Here is a 16451-nt window from a genome sequence, read left to right on the forward strand (position 1 = left end):
AGCGGCGCGGGGCATTTTGGGGGAACTGCGGATGAAGGTTCTTGTCGTCGGCGGTTATGGCACCTTTGGCGGTCGCACCGTCGAGCTTTTGGAGGGCGAGCCCCATCTGATCCTGTTCGTCGCCGGGCGCTCGCTCGCCAAGGCTGACGCGTATTGCAAGAAGCGCGCCCCGACCGCAGCGCAACTAGTGCCGGCACTGTTCGACCGTGACGGCGATCTCGCCGTGCAACTCGCTGCATTTGAGCCTGATATTGTGGTCGACGCGAGCGGTCCGTTCCAGGCCTATGGCGAGGGATGCTATGGCCTGATCGAGGCATGCATCGCCCGGCGCGTCAACTATCTCGATCTTGCCGACGGCTCGGATTTCGTCGCCGGTGTCTCTGCGTTCGACGAGGCGGCGCGAAACGCCGGCGTCTTCGTGCTATCCGGAGTCTCGAGCTTTCCGGTGCTGACGGCGGCGGTTGTGCGCCGCCTGTCTTCGGACCTGACGCGGGTCGACGGAATTCGCGGCGGCATCGCGCCGTCGCCCTTCGCCGGTGTCGGCGGAAACGTCATTCGCGCTATCGCCGGTTACACCGGTCAGCCGGTGCGCCTTGTTCGTAATGGCCGTCCCGAACAAGGCTGTCCGTTTACCGAGCAGCTGCGCTATACTATCGCGCCGCCGGGCCAGCTGCCGCTTCGAAACACGCTGTTCTCGCTGGTCGACGTTCCGGACCTGCGTGCTCTGGCCGAGCTTTGGCCGGAGGCGAGGACCATCTGGATGGGAGCCGGGCCGGTACCCGAGGTGCTGCACCGCGCCCTGATCGGCCTCGCCTGGCTGGTGCGCGCCGGGTTGATCGGTTCGCTTTCGCCGCTGGCGCCGCTGATGCATCAGGCGACGAACCGGCTGCGCTGGGGCGAGCATCGCGGCGGCATGTTCGTCGAGGTGGAGGGATCGGACCGCGCGGGCGCCACCGGCAAGCGCTCGTGGCATCTCTTGGCCGAGGGCAACGATGGGCCGCTGATCCCGTCGATGGCGGTTGAAGCGCTGGTCCGCAAAGTGCTGGCCGGACATCAGCCCGCGCCGGGCGCACGGGCGGCGGTGCGCGATTTAGAGCTCCGGGACTATGAGGCCCTGTTCGCCGGGCGGACGATCTACACCGGCTTCAGGAACGGGGCCGCGGACGAGGACAAGCCGCTCTATACCGAGCTGCTCGGTGCCGCCTGGCAAGGCCTTCCCGAGGCAATTCGGTCAATGCATGACCGTACGATCACGGCCGCAGGCCGCGCTAGCGTAGAACGCGGGCACAATGTTCTTGGCCGGCTAATGGCCTGGATGGTCGGCTTCCCCGGAGCAAGCGAGGACATCCCGGTTCATGTCCGCTTCGACACCGACAAGGGCGGCGAGACCTGGACGCGGACATTCGGCAAGCACAGTTTTTCGAGCCTACAGTTCGCAGGCCGGGGTCGATCGCAGCGCCTGCTGTGCGAACGCTTCGGCCCGCTGACCTTCGCGATGGCACTGGTTGCCGAGGACGGCCGGCTGGCACTGGTCTTGCGCCGCTGGAGCTTTTTTGGCTTGCCGCTGCCGATCTGGCTCGGTCCACGCTCGACTTCCTACGAAACGGTGGAGGATGGCCGCTTCCGCTTCCATGTCGATATCTCGCATCCGCTTGCCGGCATGATCGCCCGCTACCGTGGCTGGCTAGAGCCTTCCGACCCGCACGGCTCCAGCGAGATCGTGTCGCCTGCCACCTTGCCAAATTCGCGGCAGTCCTGAGCCGTGCACAGCGTCCAGCCTTGACCCGTGGCGCCCGAGGCGGCGAGCACCAGGCGCCGCTGTGGCCCGACCCGGAGCGCATAGACCCACCAGCCGTCGCGCAGCGCCGAGCCTTGCGGCGGCTCCATGCCGGCGCCCGAGCCCTTGATTCGTGCCTCGACGAGTTGCAGGCCGGACGGCAGCACCTTCCAGTCTTCCTGCCACTGGGTCTTCTCCACAGAATGCGTCCAGGAGAGCGTGAAGGCGGCGACCGCGAGCGTCATCGTCTTGCCGGCCGCGACGATGCAGAGGCTCATGCCGAATTGGCCAGTGACGCCTGCCGCGCGCGCCAGCAGTGCCACCCGATCCAGGCAAGAGACAGCGCCCAGCCCGCCTCGTCGGTGAGCGGCAGCGCCGCAACCAGCAGCACGCCAGCGGCGAAGGCGACGAGGCGTTCCCACCAGGCCATGCGCCGGGCGAGAAAGCCGACGGCGGCGGCGCCCCACAGGACGATGCCCATGCAGGCTTTGATGACGATGTAGGCGACCTCGACGGGATAGCCGAACTGGGCGGCGATCGGGCCGGGGTCCTGCAGCATCAGCGCCGGGGTATAGACCGCCATGAACGGCACCACGAAGCCAGCAATGGCAAGCTTGGTGGCCTGGATGCCGATCTTGAGGCCGCTTTCCTTGGCCATGGGTGCGGCGGCGAAGGCGGCCAGCGCCACGGGCGGGGTGAGATCAGCCATGATGCCGAAATAGAAGACGAACATATGGCTGACCACCAGCGGCACGCCGAGCGACAGAAGCGCCGGCCCGGCTAGCGACGAGGTGATGATGTAATTGGGAATGGTCGGGATGCCCATGCCGAGCACCAGGCAGGTGAGCATGGTCAAAAGCAGCGACAGGAACAGATTGTTCTCGCCGATCGAGATGATCCAGCCGATGAAGGTCGAGGCGATGCCGGTGAGCGTCAGCGTGCCGATGACGATGCCGACGATGGCGCAGGCAATGCCGACCGGCAGCGCGTTCTTTGCTCCCTCGGCAAGGGAATCGACGCATATGCGCAGTGTCTCGCGCCCGCCCTTGAAGGTGAGGCAGGCGACGACCAGCACGGCGATGACCAGGCTGAGGATGTTGACGCCGAACTTCATGAAGGAAGCGGCGGCAAGCCCGAGCGCCAGCCAGAAGACGACGCGGAAGGCGAGCGGCCCGATCGATGCCGCCAGCGGCGTGCCGAGGATAAGCACAATGGTCAACGCCAGGCCCATGGTGCCGGCGAAGACCGGTGTGTAGCCGGCAAACAGCAGATAGATCAGTGCTGCGAGCGGCAGTACCAGCGGCCAGTGTTGTCTCACCGCATCCCACGGATTGGGCAGGTCGGCCTTGGCCATGCCGTGCAGGCCGGCCTTGCCGGCCTCCAAATGCACCTGCCAGAAACAGGCGCCAAAATAGAGCAGCGCCGGAATGATCGCCGCCTTGACCACCGCGGCATAGGGAATGGTCAGCGTCTCGGCCATGATGAAGGCAACCGCACCCATCACCGGAGGCATGATCTGGCCGCCCATCGACGAGGTCGCCTCGACGGCTCCGGCGAAGGCCGAGCGGAAGCCGAAGCGCTTCATCAGCGGGATGGTGAACTGGCCGCTGGCCACCACGTTGGCGACGCCGGAGCCGGAAATGGTGCCCATCAGCGCCGAGGACAGCACGCAGACCTGCGCCGGGCCGCCGCGCCATGAGCCGACCAGGCCAAGTGCAAAATCGTTGAACAGCGCGATCATGCCGGCGCGTTCGAGAAAGGCGGCGAAGACGACGAAGATGAAGATGTAGGCGGCCGAGACATAGATCGGCGTGCCGTAGATGCCTTCGGTGCCATAGGCGAAGGTGTCGACGAGCTGGGCGAAATCATAGCCGCGATGGATGAAAGGCGGTGGCAGATGATTGCCGGCAAATGCGTAGGCGAGAAAGATGAACGCAATAACGGCAAGCGGCAGTCCCATCAACCGCCGCGCCGCCTCGAAGACCAGCACGACCAGCACCGCGCCGACGATCAGGTCAGGCGTGGTGAGGAAGCCAGAGCGGCGGATGAGGTCGGCATAGAATACCCAGTTGTACAGACCGGTGGCGAAGCCGAGCACGCCGAGAGTCCAGAAGACTGCTTTCGCCGGGACGCCTTTGGCACGCAGATTGGCGATCAGGGCAAAGCCGAGCAGCAGCAGGAAGCCGACATGCATGGCGCGCACGACCTGGCTCGGCAGGCTGCCGTAGGCGGCGATGTAGATCTGGAAGATGGAGAAGGCGACGGCGATAAAAAAAGCCGCCTTGCCGGCGATGCCTTCGCCGAAGCCCGGTGGCAGGCCTTCGACAGCGATTTCGGCTGTGGTGGAAAGAACGGTCGGGGTTTCGGTCATTGGCGGGGTTCCTGGGGGGCGTCCCTCTCCCTTGAGGGGAGGGTGGACAGCCGCCGAAGGCGGATGGACGGGTGGGGTAACCTCAACTGCCTCGACCTTTGCCTGAACGATGGAGCGCGTCGCCGAGGACCCCTCCCGGCCCTGCGGGCCACCCTCCCCTCAAGGGGGAGGGATGGCGCCTTACTTCACCAATCCCTTTTCCTTGTAATACCTCTCGGCGCCTGGATGCAGCGGCACCGGCATGCCGTCGAGCGCCTTGGCCGGGTCGATCGCCTTGGCGGCGGCATGGGCAGCGGTGAGCTGGTCGAGATGCTCGAACAGCAGCTTGGTCATCTGGTAGGCGGTCTCGTCGGAGACATCGGCGCTGGTGATCAGGAAATTACCGACGGCGGCGGTCGCGACATCATCGGTCTGGCCCTCATAGGTGCCTTTCGGGATGACCACGGAAAGATAGGGCGAGCCGATCTTGGCGACGTCCTCCGCCGGCACGGCAACGATGTTGACCGGGACCGAGGTGGCGAGGTCGCGGATCGAGGCAACGCCCAGGCCAGCCGATTGCAGCGTAGCGTCGAGCTGGCGGTTCTTGATCAGCTCCACCGATTCGGCGAAGGGCAGATATTCGATCCGCCCGAGGTCTTCGTATTTCAGCCCGGCAGCGGCGAAGATCGTGCGGGCGTTGAGCTCGGTGCCCGAGGCCGGCGCGCCGACCGACAGGCTCTTGCCCTTGAGGTCGGCGAGCGTCTTGATGCCGGACTCCTTGCTGGCGACGATCTGGATGTAGTTGGGATAGATGGCGGCAATGCCGCGCAGCTTGTCGAGCTTGCCTGGGAAGCCGGCTTCGGTATTGCCCTCGGCGGCCAGCTTGACGGAATCGCCGAGCGCAAAGGCGATCTCGCCCTTGCCCTGTTGCAGCAGGTTGAGGTTTTCGACCGACGCTTTCGTCGCCTGCACCTGGGTACGCGCGCCTTCGATGCCCTTGCCATAGATCTCCGACAGCGCTACGCCGAGCGGATAGTAGACGCCCGACGTGCCGCCGGTCAGCACGTTGATGAATTCCTGTGCCTTGACCGATACCGCGCCAAGGCCAAGCGACAGCGCCAGCGCGCCGGCTGCAACAAATTTCGTCCTGAAATTGAGCATGCGATTTCCTCCCTGAAAATGCGCCGCCGTGCCCTCCTCAGCGGCACGAAGCGAAGCGAGTTTAGACAGCGGGCGGGAAATGCCAACCCGCAATAGCAGCGATTAGACGAACGGCTAGGCGATGCCGTAACACATCGGCGCTTGCGCGAGATCGCATCGCGGCCGAAAGATTTTTCCAGCGCCTGTCGAAATCGGGCAGGGCCGCGCGACATACGTCCGGCTCGCAACGATGCGGCCTTCGAGAAACGGGAGAAGACCATGCGATATATGCTTTTGATCTACGGAAACGAAGCGGGGATGGCGGCCGCGCCGGCAGATGCGGTGACACAGATGTCGAGCGCCTATGTCGCCTACACCGAAGCGCTGAAGAAATCGGGCGCCTGGCTCGCCGGCGACCGGCTGAAGCCGACGCAATCCGCTACCTCGGTGCGGATGGCCAATGGCAAGACCAACGTGCTCGACGGCCCCTATGCCGACACCAAGGAGCAGCTTGCCGGTTTCTATATGATCGAAGCGGAGGACGTCGACGCGGCTATTGCCTGGGCGGCGCGCTGCCCGGGCGCCAGCACCGGCACGGTAGAGGTGCGGCCGATCTGGGAACTCACCATGTGATGCCTGAACTGCCCGACACCGCACGGGCGGCGGCGGAAGCGGCCGCCCGGCAAAGCTACGGCAAGCTGGTCGCCTATCTCGCCGCACGCACGCGCGACGTGGCCGCTGCCGAGGACGCCTTGGCCGATGCCTTTGCAGCGGCGCTCGAGCGTTGGCCACAGGCGGGCGTGCCCAACAAGCCGGAAGCCTGGCTGCTGGCGGTGGCGCGCCGGCGCCGCGTCGACGCGCTCAGACGGCGGCTGACAAGCGAGGCGGGCCGCGACCACCTCAGGCTGATCGCGGAGGAGATGGAGGCACGCATGGCCGACGAAGACCTGCCGGACGAGCGGCTCAGGCTGATGTTTGCTTGCGCTCATCCGGCGATCGAGGCCGGTATCCGCGCGCCGATGATCCTGCAGACGGTTCTGGGCTTCGACGCAGCGACCATCGCCTCGGCCTTTCTTGTCTCGCCGGCCACGATGAGCCAGCGCCTGGTGCGCGCCAAGGCCCGCATCCGCGAGACCGGCATTCCGTTCCGCGTGCCGGAGCGGGCCGAACTCGGCGAGCGGCTGGGCACCGTTCTGGAAGCGATCTACGCGGCGTTTGCCGAAGGCTGGTCCGACCCCGCCGGCACCGAAGCGCAGCGGCGCAATCTCGCGACCGAAGGCATCTGGCTCGGCCGGCTGGTCGCCTCGCTGCTGCCGGATGAGCCGGAAGCACTCGGCCTGCTGGCGCTGATGCTGTTCGCCGAAGCGCGGCGCGCAGCGCGGCGCAATGCGGCAGGCGACTATGTGCCGCTAGCGGAGCAGGATCTTGCACTGTGGGACGATACAATGATCGACGAAGCGGAGATGCTGCTCGGGCGCACCGCGGCCAAGGGCGTGGTCGGCCGCTACCAGCTCGAGGCCGCCGTGCAGTCAGCCCATGCGACAAGGCGGCTGACCGGCGGCACCGACTGGGTCGCGATCAAGGAGCTCTACGACGCGCTGTCGGTGATTGCCGGCTCGCCGGTGGTGTCGATCAACCGTGCGGTGGCGATTGCCGAGGCCGAAGGTGCTTCGGCAGGATTGGGCGCCCTTGATCAACTCAGCGGCGACAAGCGGCTGTATGACTATCAACCTTACTGGGCCGCCCGAGCGGGCCTGCTGGCAAGACTCGGCAGAGTTCCGCAAGCGAGCGAGGCCTATGACCGGGCTATCGGCCTCGAACGCGATCCGGCCGTGCGCCGGTTCCTGCAGGAACGACGGGCAGGTCTCGACCGCGCGGAAAGACACTGAGACAAGGCGGAGTGCTTAGGCCGGCCACATGTCGTGGGAAGCATTCAGCCTCTTTATCACCCGATGTTCCCGCAAATTGGCCCACAGGCGTTCGATGTTCGGCCAAGCGGTTGGAATCTTCGCGACCTCGGGATGCCAAGCCACCAACATGACGAGATAGATGTCGGCCAGCGAGAGCCGGTCGCCGACCAGCCAGTCGCGGCCTTCGAGGGCGGCATCGAGAATGGCGAAGCCGCGATCCATTTCCGAGACCGCCGCCTGTTTGACGGCTTCCACGCCGCCGGGACCTGTCGTGTAGCGATGAGCGTAGAAGAACCGCAGGTCAGCCGAATAGATGACGGAGGACATGAAAAACATCCAGCGCAGGAAGTCGGCACGGTCAGGTGTGTTCGCTGCCGGCGCTAGAGCTGCTTCCGGATAGCGTTCGGCGAGCAGGATGCAGATTGCCGCCGACTCGGTCATCGAATGCCCGTCCGGCAAGACCAGGACCGGGACCTGGTTCAAGGGATTGATGTCGAGGAAGGCCTGGTTGGGTCGGCCTTTTGGAACATCGATCTGGTCGAAAGGCACTCCCGCTAAAGCAAGCGCCGCCTCGACGACAAAGCCGCCGGTATTGGCACGCGTATAGAGCTTGTACATGAAGTCCTCCACCTGCCGGTGCAGCGACGATTTGATATGGAAGTGACTCGCCGCTCAAGCGAACGACGCCCGCCACAGGTGGTTTTTCAGCAGTCCACGCCGAAGCGTCGAAACAGAACTTTTTATGCCGGAGGGGCAGCGCGAAGGATCGCTACGAACCGGCCAAAAACTCCTGTCCAGACTCTAAGCACCCAATCCCTCGAATAGGATCGTGGAGAGATAGCGCTCGGCGAAGGAGGGGATGACGACGACGAGGTTCTTGCCCTTGTTCTCCGGCCGCGAGCCGACGACGATCGCCGCCTGCAGGGCGGCACCCGACGAGATGCCGACCGGTACACCTTCGAGACGGGCGACGAGCCGTGCATTGGCGACCGAATCCTCGTTCGAGACCTTGACGATCTCGTCGTAGATCGTCGTGTCGAGGATTTTTGGTGCGAAGCCGGCGCCAATGCCCTGGATCTTGTGCGGGCCGGGTTGGCCGCCGGACAGTACCGGCGAGGCCTCCGGCTCGACGGCGACGACATGCACCGAGGGCTTGCGCTTCTTCAGCACCTGGCCGACGCCGGTGATGGTGCCGCCGGTTCCAATGCCGGCAACGAAGATATCGACTTCGCCATGGGTGTCGTTCCAGATTTCCTCGGCTGTGGTGCGGCGATGGATTTCCGGATTGGCCGGGTTCTCGAATTGTTGCGGAATGACGGCATCGGGCAGCGTCGCGGCCAGCTCGTCGGCCTTGGCGATGGCGCCCTTCATGCCTTTCGGCCCTTCGGTCAGCACCAGCTCGGCGCCGAGCAGCGCCAGCATTTTGCGGCGCTCGACCGACATGGTTTCCGGCATCGTCAGGATCAGCTTGTAGCCTTTGGCGGCGGCGGCAAAGGCGAGCGCGATGCCGGTATTGCCCGAGGTCGGCTCGATAAGCGTGGTCTTGCCGGGCGTAATCCTCCCAGAAGCCTCCAGTGCCTCGATCATCGACACGCCGATGCGGTCCTTGACCGAAGCGATCGGGTTGAAGAATTCGAGCTTGGCCAGCAGATTGGCGACGACACCCTTCTCCCTGGCGAATTTGTCGAGCCGCACCAACGGCGTGTCGCCGATCGTCTCGGTGATCGAATTATAGATGCGGCCGCGGCCGGGCACGTGTGTGGGGGTGGCGGGTTTGTTCATTGATTTTCCTCCCAGAGGTCAAGCGGCAAGAGTCGGGCGGGCATAAGATAGAGCCATCCGCCGCGCAAGATAGGCTGTCGATCGAAAATATCCGAGTGAAGTTCGTGCCGAATACCCCGCCTTGGAAAGGTGTGACAATTCCTGGCCGGCTTGGCGAAAGAGGTCTATTGGCGGGCGGCGATAGCTGCCGCTGCCCCGATCATGAAACCGGCGGCGGTGCGATTGAGTGCCCTCAGCGCCCGCGGCGACTTCAGGAACCAGCGCGCCTTGGCCGCGAGCGCCAGATAAGGCACCAGCACCACGAGCAGGACGACGATGGTGAGCGCGACAAGGATGCCGTAATCGACCAGCGTGATCGTCTTCAGATCGACGATGGTCGGGGTGATGGCGAGGTAGAAGATCATCGTCTTCGGATTGCCGAGCGTGACGGCGAGACCAGCTACAAAGCTGGATGCCAACCCGCCCTTGCCTTTCTTCGCCTCCACCGTTTCGGGCGTGATGCCGCTCGTCCAGAAACGCCAGCCAAGAAAAGCGAGGTAGGCGACGCCCAGCCATTTGATGACCAGAAAGACCATGCCAAAGGTCTGTGCGACGAAAGCCAGGCCGAGCACCACGGCCGTGAGATAGGTCAGGTCGCCGAGCATCAGCCCGAAGGACATGGCCAGCGACGCGCGGAAGCCCGAACCCAGCGCTCGCGCAACGAGCGCGGTGACGCCGGGGCCGGGGATGGCTGCGGCGATGCCGAGGGCAGCACTATAGGCGAGGAACCCGGTGAGCGTCATGATTCGCGCTTGTCGCACAATGTGGAAGTTGGGTGAATTCCCTCGGCCCGGATTCGATTGCGCCAGCGCAGCAGGCGACACCGCCGTTCAAGAGCGGCCGTCTTCGTAGGTAACGCGCCAGATGGTGCCGTTGCCGTCCTCGGTGACGATCAGCGAGCCGTCCTTGGCGATGGCGATACCGACCGGGCGGCCCCAGACGGCGTCGTTCGAGATAACGAGGCCGGTCATGAAGTCCTCATATTCGCCGGTCGGCTTGCCATCCCTGAATTTGAGCCTCACCACCTTGTAGCCGGTCCTGGCGCCACGGTTCCACGAACCATGCATGGTGACGAAGGCGTCACCCTGATAATCCGCCGGAAAGTTGTTGCCGTCGTAGAAGGCTATGTTCATCGGCGCCGAATGCGCCTGCATCAGCACGTCGGGGACAGTGGCCTTGCCGGCGAGGTCGGGCCGCTCGCCCTGATGGCGCGGATCCTCGTGATTGCCGATGTAGTACCAAGGCCAACCATAGAATCCGCCGTCCTTGACTGCAGTTGCAAATTCGAACGGCACATTGTCGCCGAGTTCGTCGCGCTCATTGACGACGCACCACAATGCGCCGGTGGCGGGCTGCACGGTCATGCCCGTACAGTTGCGCAGGCCGGTGGCGACAGTTCGGGGATTTTTCCCATCCGGGTCGAAGGCGAGCACATCGGCACGGCCGTCCTCGGAGCCCCAGGCCGCACCGAGCGGCTTTGAGTTCACCCAGGCGTCCAAGCCATCATCCGGCTCCTCCATGTCCTCGCCGACGTTCGACGCGGAGCCAACCGACAGATAAAGCGTCTTGCCGTCCGGCGAGAAGGCGATGTCGCGGGTCGTGTGACCACCCGACGGGATTTCCGCGACAATGGTTTCTGGTTTGCCGGATGCCTTCAGGTCGCCGTCGCGATAAGGAAAGCGGACGATGCTGTCGCTGTTTGCGACATAGACCCATTGCGGCTTGTCTCCTGGCGGATAGAAGGCGATGCCGTAGGGATAACTGAGCCCCTTGGCGAAGATCGCTTTCTCGATGGGCTTGGCGCTGTCCTCGGCGAGACGGTAGACACGTATCTGGTCGGCATGGCTGTTGGCAACGAACAGGTCGCCATTCGGAGCGACGCGCACGACGCGCGGATTGACGATGCCGGATGCGATCAGTTCGGCCGAAAAGCCCGGCGGCAAATCTGGCTTGGCGCTTTCGGGCCGTTCCGCCACGCCGGCGCCGTTCGAAGCGGATTGGGCGGGATCGGCTGGCGGCATGTCTTGCGCCCCGATCAGGCGGCGGGTGCCAGGCCTGTCGGCGTGCCAATCGCCAAAAGCGGCTTCGCCTTTGAGCACCTTCTGATCCGCCTGCTGGGCGGCTGCCGGTGTCGCAACAAGGAGAGCAGCGGCAATGGCCGCAAAGCCGCCAGATCGGATCATCAACGTCCTCCGGGATTCGCCTCGAAAAGGGCAAACGGGATGAGGCATTGGTCGTTCCAAGCGGCCGTCCAGCACACGAGGATTTGAAGCCGAACCCCGATTCACTTGCCGGCGGCGTAGAAATCGTCGTCGAGGCGCTTTTCCAGCGCGACCAGATCGGCCGGCAGCGGCAAGCCCATGGCCCGCATCTCTTGCAGCTTCTCGCGCAACTGCTCTTGCACCTCGTGCTGATCCTCTGGCTGGTTGATCATTTCTTCGAGCAGCAGGCTGATCTGGGCCTTGAACGATTCCAGCGCCATTCTTTTTCTCCTTGCGGCAGGCCGCGGCGGCTCCTAGCGCAGCATGCGCGAAATCAGCTGCGCGGTATAGTCGACCATCGGTACTATGCGCGCATAATTCAGCCGCGTCGGCCCGATGACGCCGAGCGCACCGACGACGCGGGCGTCCTTGTCGCGATAGGGTGCCACCACCAGTGATGAGCCCGACAGAGAAAACAGCTTGTTTTCCGAACCGATGAAGATGCGCACGCCCGGGCCCTCCTCGGCGAGGTCGAGGAGCTGGATCAGTCCGTCCTGGGTTTCGAGATCCTCGAAGAGATGCCGCAGCAATTCGATGTCGGCCTGGGCAGTGACGTTTTCCAGGAGATTGGCGCGGCCGCGCACGATAAGCCGCCCAGGCACCCCGCTTTCGGCGCCTGCCCAGACCGCCAGGCCCTTCTCGACCAGATCCTGTGAAAGCGTATCGAGGGCTGCCCTGGTCTCTTCCTTGATGCGGGCGATCTCGACCCGCGCTTCGGCCAGGGTGCGGCCGCGAATATGGGCGTTGAGGAAATTGGAGGCTTCGTGCAATTGCGAGACGGTGATGCCGGCGGGCAGATCGACGACGCGATTTTCGACGTCGCCGTTCTGCGAGACCAGCACGGCCAACGCCTTGGTCGGCTCGAGCTGGATGAATTCGATGTGCTTCAGCGCCACCTCGTTCTTGGCGGCGAGCACAAGGCCGGCGCCGCGCGACATGCCGGACAGCATCTGGCTGGCCTCGGTCAGCATATGCTCCAGCGTCGCGCCCGAGCCGGAGGCGCGCACCTGCGCCTCGATGGTGCGGCGCTCCTCGTCGGAGAGGTCACCGAGTTCCATGAACGCATCGACGAAGAAGCGCAGGCCAGCCTGGGTCGGCAGACGGCCGGCCGAAATATGCGGCGCATAGATCAGGCCGAGATGCTCGAGGTCGCTCATCACGTTGCGGATGGTGGCCGGCGATAGCGACGACGGCAGGATGCGCGACAGGCTGCGCGAGCCGACCGGCTCGCCATCCCTCAGATAAGAATCGACGATGCGCCGGAAGATGTCGCGCGAACGCATGTCGAGCGATTGAAGCGCGGGCGATTGCAGCGCGTGCGACGGGAGCACGTGCGATTGCGAACCGGGATCGACTGCCTTGGTCATTTCGAGCCAAAAACCTCCGGCCCGAAGATATAGACTTCCGCGGCGTCGGCGCAACCGGTCCATTTTCCTTTGCGCCTCACGCCCCGTGCGGCTACAAGCCGGCCAAGATCCCGAAGAAAGAAAGAAGCCTGAATGCGCCCTTCCAAACGCCAGTTCGACGAAATGCGCCCCATCTCCTTCGAGCGCGGCGTCTCCAAGCATGCGGAAGGCTCGTGCCTGGTGAAGTTCGGCGATACGCATGTGCTGTGCACGGCCAGCCTGGAGGAAAAGGTGCCGGGTTGGATGCGCAACTCCGGTAAGGGCTGGGTGACGGCGGAATACGGCATGCTGCCGCGTTCGACCGGCGAGCGCATGCGCCGCGAGGCTTCGGCCGGCAAACAAGGCGGCCGCACGCTGGAGATCCAGCGGCTGATCGGCCGCTCCCTGCGCGCCGTGGTCGATCTGCAGGCGCTCGGCGAGCAGCAGATCACCGTCGACTGTGATGTGATCCAGGCCGATGGCGGCACGCGCACCGCTTCGATCACCGGCGGCTGGGTGGCGCTTTACGATTGCCTGCGCTGGATGGAAGCCCGCCAAATGGCGAGCCTGGGCAAGGTGCTGAAGGATCACGTTGCGGCGATCTCCTGCGGCATCCATGATGGTCAGCCGGTCATCGACCTTGACTATATCGAGGATTCCTCGGCCGGAACCGACGCCAATTTCGTCATGACCGGCAAGGGCGGCATCGTCGAGATCCAGGGCACGGCCGAGGGCGAACCGTTCTCGGAAGAGCAGTTCGCGGCCTTGATGGGGCTGGCCAAGAAAGGCATTCAGCGCCTGGTCAGCCTGCAGCAGATGGCGGTGGACTGATCTTCAGGTTATGACGATGAGGGTGACGATCCTGTGACTCCTTCCGCAATCCTGGAATCAGCACTCTACGTGACGGATCTCGCTGCCGCGGAACGGTTCTATTCGGGCGTCCTCGGGCTCGATCCGCTCGGCAAGGTCGAGGGCAGGCATCTCTTCTTCCGCTGCGGCGACGGCGTGCTGCTTATCTTCAATGCCGAGGCGACGAAAGTGCCGCCGCCGGCCGACGCCAGGCTGCCAGTGCCGCCGCATGGCGCCGTCGGCGAGGGCCATCTCTGTTTCGCCGCAAGCGCCGACGAGATCGTGCGCTGGAAAGCGCACCTGGAAGCAAAGAGCATCGCCATCGAAAGCGAGTTCGAGTGGCCGCAAGGCGGCCGCTCGATCTATATTCGCGACCCCTCGGGCAATTCGATCGAATTCGCCGAGCCAAGAATTTGGGGCATCTGATGCATTCGCCAACTGTTCATTCGCTTGATGGGCATAAGATCGTCGTCGCAAGCCACAATGCCGGCAAATTGCGCGAATTCGCCGATCTGATGGCGCCGTTCGGCATAGAAGCGAAGTCGGCCAAGGAGTACGGCTTGCCGGAACCGGACGAGACCGGCACCACTTTCGAGGAGAACGCCCTCATAAAAGCCTTGGCCGCTGCCAAGGCCACTGGATTGCCGGCGCTGTCGGACGATTCCGGCCTATGTGTCGATGCGCTCGACGGCGCACCCGGCGTCTACACTGCCAACTGGGCCGAGACGCCGGACGGCCCCCGCGACTTCGGCATGGCCATGCAGCGCACGGAAGTGGCCTTGCAGGAAGTTGGCGCGATCGCGCCTGCTCAGCGCAAGGGCCGCTTTGTCGCGGTCATCTGCCTAGCCTTTCCCGACGGCCAGGCTGAATATTTTCGCGGCGAGGTCGAAGGTACGCTGGTATGGCCGCCGCGCGGCGAACTCGGCTTCGGCTACGACCCGGTGTTCTTGCCCAACGGGTTCGAAAAAAGCTTCGGCGAGATGACCGCTGAGGAAAAACATGGCTGGAAGCCCGGCCAGCCGACAGCATTGTCGCACCGCGCCCGCGCCTTCCAGAAATTCGCGCAAGCCCGATTGGCCGCCGCATGACCATGCTGCTCGACCGCAGCCCGGGTTTTGGCGTCTACATCCACTGGCCGTTCTGCGCGGCCAAGTGCCCCTATTGCGACTTCAACAGCCATGTCCGCCACCAGCCGGTCGACCAGGAGCGTTTTGCGCGCGCCTTCGAGGCCGAGTTGGCGACCATGCGCGGCCGCACCGGGCCGCGCGAGGTGACAAGCATCTTTCTCGGTGGCGGTACGCCGTCGCTGATGAAGCCGCAGACCGTGGCGGCGGTGCTGGATGCCGTGGCGAAGAACTGGACGGTACCAGATGGCATCGAGGTGACGCTGGAGGCCAATCCTTCCTCGGTCGAGGCCGAGCGCTTTCGCGGCTATCGCGCGGCGGGCGTCAACCGGGTGTCGCTTGGCGTGCAGGCGCTGAACGACAAGGATCTGCGCTTTCTCGGCCGTTTGCACAATGTCGATGAGGCCCTGCATGCGATCGGCCTGGCGCGCGAGATTTTCCCACGGTTGTCCTTCGACCTGATCTACGCGCGGCCGGACCAGACGCCTGAAGCGTGGCAGACGGAACTCGAGCAGGCGATCGGCCACGCCGCCGACCATCTGTCGCTGTACCAGCTGACCATCGAGGAAGGCACGCCGTTCCATGCACTGCATGCAGCAAGGAAATTCATCATTCCAGACAACGATGTTGCCGCCGATCTCTATGCGTTGACGCAGGAGATCACCGCCGCGCACGGACTGCCGGCCTACGAGATTTCCAACCACGCCAGGCCCGGCGCTGAAAGCCGGCACAATCTCACCTACTGGCGCTATGGCGAATATGTCGGCGTCGGTCCCGGCGCGCATGGCCGTTTCGTCGAGAGCGGGCGGCGCGTGGTGACAATCGCCGAGAAAATGCCGGAGACCTGGGCCAATCTGGTCGAGGCCAAGGGCCATGGCGTCACCGGCGGCGAGATCCTAACGCGATCGGAAGAAGCCGACGAGTTCCTGCTGATGGGGCTGAGGCTGGCGGAAGGCATCGACCTTTCCCGCTACGAGGCGTTTTCCGGGCGCGGCCTGTCGACGGCACGGCTGTCGGTGCTGCAGGACGAAGGCCTGGTGGCGCCGATCGGCAATGCCCGCCTGCGCGCCACGCCGGCCGGCATGATCGTGCTCGATGCCGTCGTGGCGGATCTGGCCAGATAGTACCGGTGAAGAACGTTCTCTTCGTCTGCAGCCAGAATCGCTTGCGCAGCCCGACGGCGGAGCAGGTGTTTTCCGGTCGCAGGGACATCGACGTCGCTTCGGCCGGCACCAATCACGATGCCGACACTCCGTTGACGCACGAACTTGTCGCCTGGGCCGATATCATCTTCGTGATGGAAAAGGCGCACCGCGGCAAACTGCAGCAGAAATTCAGGGCCAGTCTAAGGAAGGCTCGGGTGATCTGCCTCGATATTCCCGACGACTATGAATTCATGGACCCGGAACTGGTCCGGTTGCTGGCGGTGAAGGTATCGCGATATCTCTGAAGGCTGTCGCGCTACTGCGCCTTCGTCATCCTCGGGCTTGACCCGAGGATCCATGCCGCTACCCTTGTCGAAGAATGCTGCGGTAGAATAATTCTGAACTGTCGAAACGCTTGAATATTACGGCATGGATCCGGGCGTCTGCGCCGCGTCGCTGCGCTCCTTGCTCCGTCCCAGGATGACGAAAAGAGGATCAAGCGTCGTGCTTGAAACGACGCTTGCCGCGGTCCTTCTCGGCATGCGCTTCTCCGGAGCGGGTCTGCTTGATCTCGCTCTTGTCGCGCGGGGCAGAATGCTGGTCGCCTGTGGGATGTGATGCTGCGCCATCGCGGGCGCTTTTTGTTTCGAGACGGGTGATGAAAATATCGAAGCGATTGGGCATCGTCC

General features: G+C 64.3%; 18 protein-coding genes. 8 read left to right on the plus strand and 10 right to left on the minus strand.

Annotated elements, in window-relative coordinates:
- Positions 1 to 31 precede the first annotated feature (31 nt).
- The gene (locus NKI22_RS25645) at positions 32 to 1759 is read left to right on the plus strand and encodes a saccharopine dehydrogenase family protein (RefSeq protein ID WP_352815879.1); all 1728 of its coding nucleotides are present in this window, start codon (positions 32 to 34) and stop codon (positions 1757 to 1759) included.
- Here NKI22_RS25645 and NKI22_RS25650 read toward each other — a convergent pair.
- From NKI22_RS25650 to NKI22_RS25660, 3 genes are all read right to left on the minus strand, one after another.
- Positions 1672 to 2055: a DUF1850 domain-containing protein gene (locus tag NKI22_RS25650; protein WP_023718849.1), complete on the minus strand. Its 384-nt coding sequence runs from the start codon at positions 2053 to 2055 to the stop codon at positions 1672 to 1674. The genes NKI22_RS25645 and NKI22_RS25650 overlap by 88 nt on opposite strands.
- On the minus strand, positions 2052 to 4148 hold the full coding sequence (locus tag NKI22_RS25655; protein ID WP_352939240.1) for a TRAP transporter permease: 2097 nt from the start codon (positions 4146 to 4148) through the stop codon (positions 2052 to 2054). Before NKI22_RS25655 ends, NKI22_RS25650 begins: the two co-directional genes overlap by 4 nt.
- Positions 4149 to 4328: 180 nt before the next feature.
- Entirely contained in the window at positions 4329 to 5288 is a 960-nt protein-coding gene (locus tag NKI22_RS25660; RefSeq protein WP_352481372.1) for a TAXI family TRAP transporter solute-binding subunit, read from the minus strand.
- 258 nt (positions 5289 to 5546) lie between these two features.
- Between NKI22_RS25660 and NKI22_RS25665 the strand changes: the two genes are divergently transcribed.
- Positions 5547 to 5900, plus strand: a complete 354-nt coding sequence (locus tag NKI22_RS25665) for a YciI family protein (protein WP_023718846.1) — start codon at positions 5547 to 5549, stop codon at positions 5898 to 5900.
- Positions 5900 to 7156, plus strand: a complete 1257-nt coding sequence (locus tag NKI22_RS25670) for an RNA polymerase sigma factor (RefSeq protein WP_352939243.1) — start codon at positions 5900 to 5902, stop codon at positions 7154 to 7156. Before NKI22_RS25665 ends, NKI22_RS25670 begins: the two co-directional genes overlap by 1 nt.
- 15 nt (positions 7157 to 7171) lie before the next feature.
- Here the strand turns inward: NKI22_RS25670 and NKI22_RS25675 are convergent, their stop codons facing one another.
- The 6 genes from NKI22_RS25675 to hrcA form a co-directional block, all read right to left on the minus strand.
- A complete protein-coding gene (locus NKI22_RS25675) occupies positions 7172 to 7795 on the minus strand; it encodes a glutathione S-transferase family protein (RefSeq protein WP_352815883.1) in 624 nt (207 codons plus the stop codon).
- A 183-nt stretch (positions 7796 to 7978) separates the two neighbouring features.
- Positions 7979 to 8959: a cysteine synthase A gene (gene cysK / locus NKI22_RS25680; RefSeq protein WP_023718844.1), complete on the minus strand. Its 981-nt coding sequence runs from the start codon at positions 8957 to 8959 to the stop codon at positions 7979 to 7981.
- 164 nt (positions 8960 to 9123) lie between these two features.
- A complete protein-coding gene (locus tag NKI22_RS25685) occupies positions 9124 to 9741 on the minus strand; it encodes a LysE family translocator (RefSeq protein WP_352495441.1) in 618 nt (205 codons plus the stop codon).
- A gap of 87 nt (positions 9742 to 9828) precedes the next feature.
- Entirely contained in the window at positions 9829 to 11181 is a 1353-nt protein-coding gene (locus NKI22_RS25690) for a PQQ-dependent sugar dehydrogenase (protein ID WP_352592301.1), read from the minus strand.
- Between the two features lie 101 nt (positions 11182 to 11282).
- Positions 11283 to 11480: a hypothetical protein gene (locus NKI22_RS25695; protein ID WP_023718841.1), complete on the minus strand. Its 198-nt coding sequence runs from the start codon at positions 11478 to 11480 to the stop codon at positions 11283 to 11285.
- A 33-nt stretch (positions 11481 to 11513) separates the two neighbouring features.
- Positions 11514 to 12626 carry a heat-inducible transcriptional repressor HrcA gene (hrcA, locus tag NKI22_RS25700; protein WP_352481369.1) on the minus strand — a complete coding sequence of 371 codons (1113 nt, stop codon included), beginning with the start codon at positions 12624 to 12626 and terminating at the stop codon, positions 11514 to 11516.
- Positions 12627 to 12758: 132 nt separating this feature from the next.
- On the opposite strand from hrcA, the gene rph reads away from it, so the two are divergent.
- Genes rph through NKI22_RS25725 form a run of 5 tightly spaced genes read left to right on the plus strand, consistent with a single transcriptional unit; the run spans position 12759 to position 16067 of the window.
- Positions 12759 to 13475 (plus strand): ribonuclease PH, encoded by a 717-nt coding sequence (gene rph, locus NKI22_RS25705; protein WP_023718839.1) that lies wholly within the window; start codon positions 12759 to 12761, stop codon positions 13473 to 13475.
- 33 nt (positions 13476 to 13508) lie between these two features.
- The gene (locus NKI22_RS25710) at positions 13509 to 13919 is read left to right on the plus strand and encodes a VOC family protein (protein WP_023718838.1); all 411 of its coding nucleotides are present in this window, start codon (positions 13509 to 13511) and stop codon (positions 13917 to 13919) included.
- Positions 13919 to 14581 carry an RdgB/HAM1 family non-canonical purine NTP pyrophosphatase gene (gene rdgB, locus NKI22_RS25715; protein ID WP_352815885.1) on the plus strand — a complete coding sequence of 221 codons (663 nt, stop codon included), beginning with the start codon at positions 13919 to 13921 and terminating at the stop codon, positions 14579 to 14581. The genes NKI22_RS25710 and rdgB overlap by 1 nt, the downstream gene beginning before the upstream one ends.
- Positions 14578 to 15741 carry a radical SAM family heme chaperone HemW gene (hemW, locus tag NKI22_RS25720; protein WP_023718836.1) on the plus strand — a complete coding sequence of 388 codons (1164 nt, stop codon included), beginning with the start codon at positions 14578 to 14580 and terminating at the stop codon, positions 15739 to 15741. Before rdgB ends, hemW begins: the two co-directional genes overlap by 4 nt.
- A 5-nt stretch (positions 15742 to 15746) precedes the next feature.
- Positions 15747 to 16067, plus strand: a complete 321-nt coding sequence (locus tag NKI22_RS25725) for a low molecular weight protein tyrosine phosphatase family protein (RefSeq protein WP_352815887.1) — start codon at positions 15747 to 15749, stop codon at positions 16065 to 16067.
- Between the two features lie 190 nt (positions 16068 to 16257).
- Here NKI22_RS25725 and NKI22_RS25730 read toward each other — a convergent pair whose 3' ends face one another.
- Entirely contained in the window at positions 16258 to 16446 is a 189-nt protein-coding gene (locus NKI22_RS25730; RefSeq protein WP_023718834.1) for a hypothetical protein, read from the minus strand.
- Positions 16447 to 16451 lie beyond the last annotated feature (5 nt).

The sequence above is a fragment of the Mesorhizobium sp. M0778 genome (assembly GCF_040320105.1).
Lineage (GTDB): Bacteria > Pseudomonadota > Alphaproteobacteria > Rhizobiales > Rhizobiaceae > Mesorhizobium.

What these genes read in the sequence shown, in the direction of transcription:
- NKI22_RS25645 (WP_352815879.1), top strand. Translation starts at nt 32, where the DNA reads ATGAAGGTTCTTGTCGTCGGCGGTTATGGCACCTTTGGCGGTCGCACC.
- NKI22_RS25650 (WP_023718849.1), bottom strand. Translation starts at nt 2,055, where the DNA reads ATGAGCCTCTGCATCGTCGCGGCCGGCAAGACGATGACGCTCGCGGTC.
- NKI22_RS25655 (WP_352939240.1), bottom strand. Translation starts at nt 4,148, where the DNA reads ATGACCGAAACCCCGACCGTTCTTTCCACCACAGCCGAAATCGCTGTC.
- NKI22_RS25660 (WP_352481372.1), bottom strand. Translation starts at nt 5,288, where the DNA reads ATGCTCAATTTCAGGACGAAATTTGTTGCAGCCGGCGCGCTGGCGCTG.
- NKI22_RS25665 (WP_023718846.1), top strand. Translation starts at nt 5,547, where the DNA reads ATGCGATATATGCTTTTGATCTACGGAAACGAAGCGGGGATGGCGGCC.
- NKI22_RS25670 (WP_352939243.1), top strand. Translation starts at nt 5,900, where the DNA reads ATGCCTGAACTGCCCGACACCGCACGGGCGGCGGCGGAAGCGGCCGCC.
- NKI22_RS25675 (WP_352815883.1), bottom strand. Translation starts at nt 7,795, where the DNA reads ATGTACAAGCTCTATACGCGTGCCAATACCGGCGGCTTTGTCGTCGAG.
- cysK (WP_023718844.1), bottom strand. Translation starts at nt 8,959, where the DNA reads ATGAACAAACCCGCCACCCCCACACACGTGCCCGGCCGCGGCCGCATC.
- NKI22_RS25685 (WP_352495441.1), bottom strand. Translation starts at nt 9,741, where the DNA reads ATGACGCTCACCGGGTTCCTCGCCTATAGTGCTGCCCTCGGCATCGCC.
- NKI22_RS25690 (WP_352592301.1), bottom strand. Translation starts at nt 11,181, where the DNA reads ATGATCCGATCTGGCGGCTTTGCGGCCATTGCCGCTGCTCTCCTTGTT.
- NKI22_RS25695 (WP_023718841.1), bottom strand. Translation starts at nt 11,480, where the DNA reads ATGGCGCTGGAATCGTTCAAGGCCCAGATCAGCCTGCTGCTCGAAGAA.
- hrcA (WP_352481369.1), bottom strand. Translation starts at nt 12,626, where the DNA reads ATGACCAAGGCAGTCGATCCCGGTTCGCAATCGCACGTGCTCCCGTCG.
- rph (WP_023718839.1), top strand. Translation starts at nt 12,759, where the DNA reads ATGCGCCCTTCCAAACGCCAGTTCGACGAAATGCGCCCCATCTCCTTC.
- rdgB (WP_352815885.1), top strand. Translation starts at nt 13,919, where the DNA reads ATGCATTCGCCAACTGTTCATTCGCTTGATGGGCATAAGATCGTCGTC.
- hemW (WP_023718836.1), top strand. Translation starts at nt 14,578, where the DNA reads ATGACCATGCTGCTCGACCGCAGCCCGGGTTTTGGCGTCTACATCCAC.
- NKI22_RS25730 (WP_023718834.1), bottom strand. Translation starts at nt 16,446, where the DNA reads ATGCCCAATCGCTTCGATATTTTCATCACCCGTCTCGAAACAAAAAGC.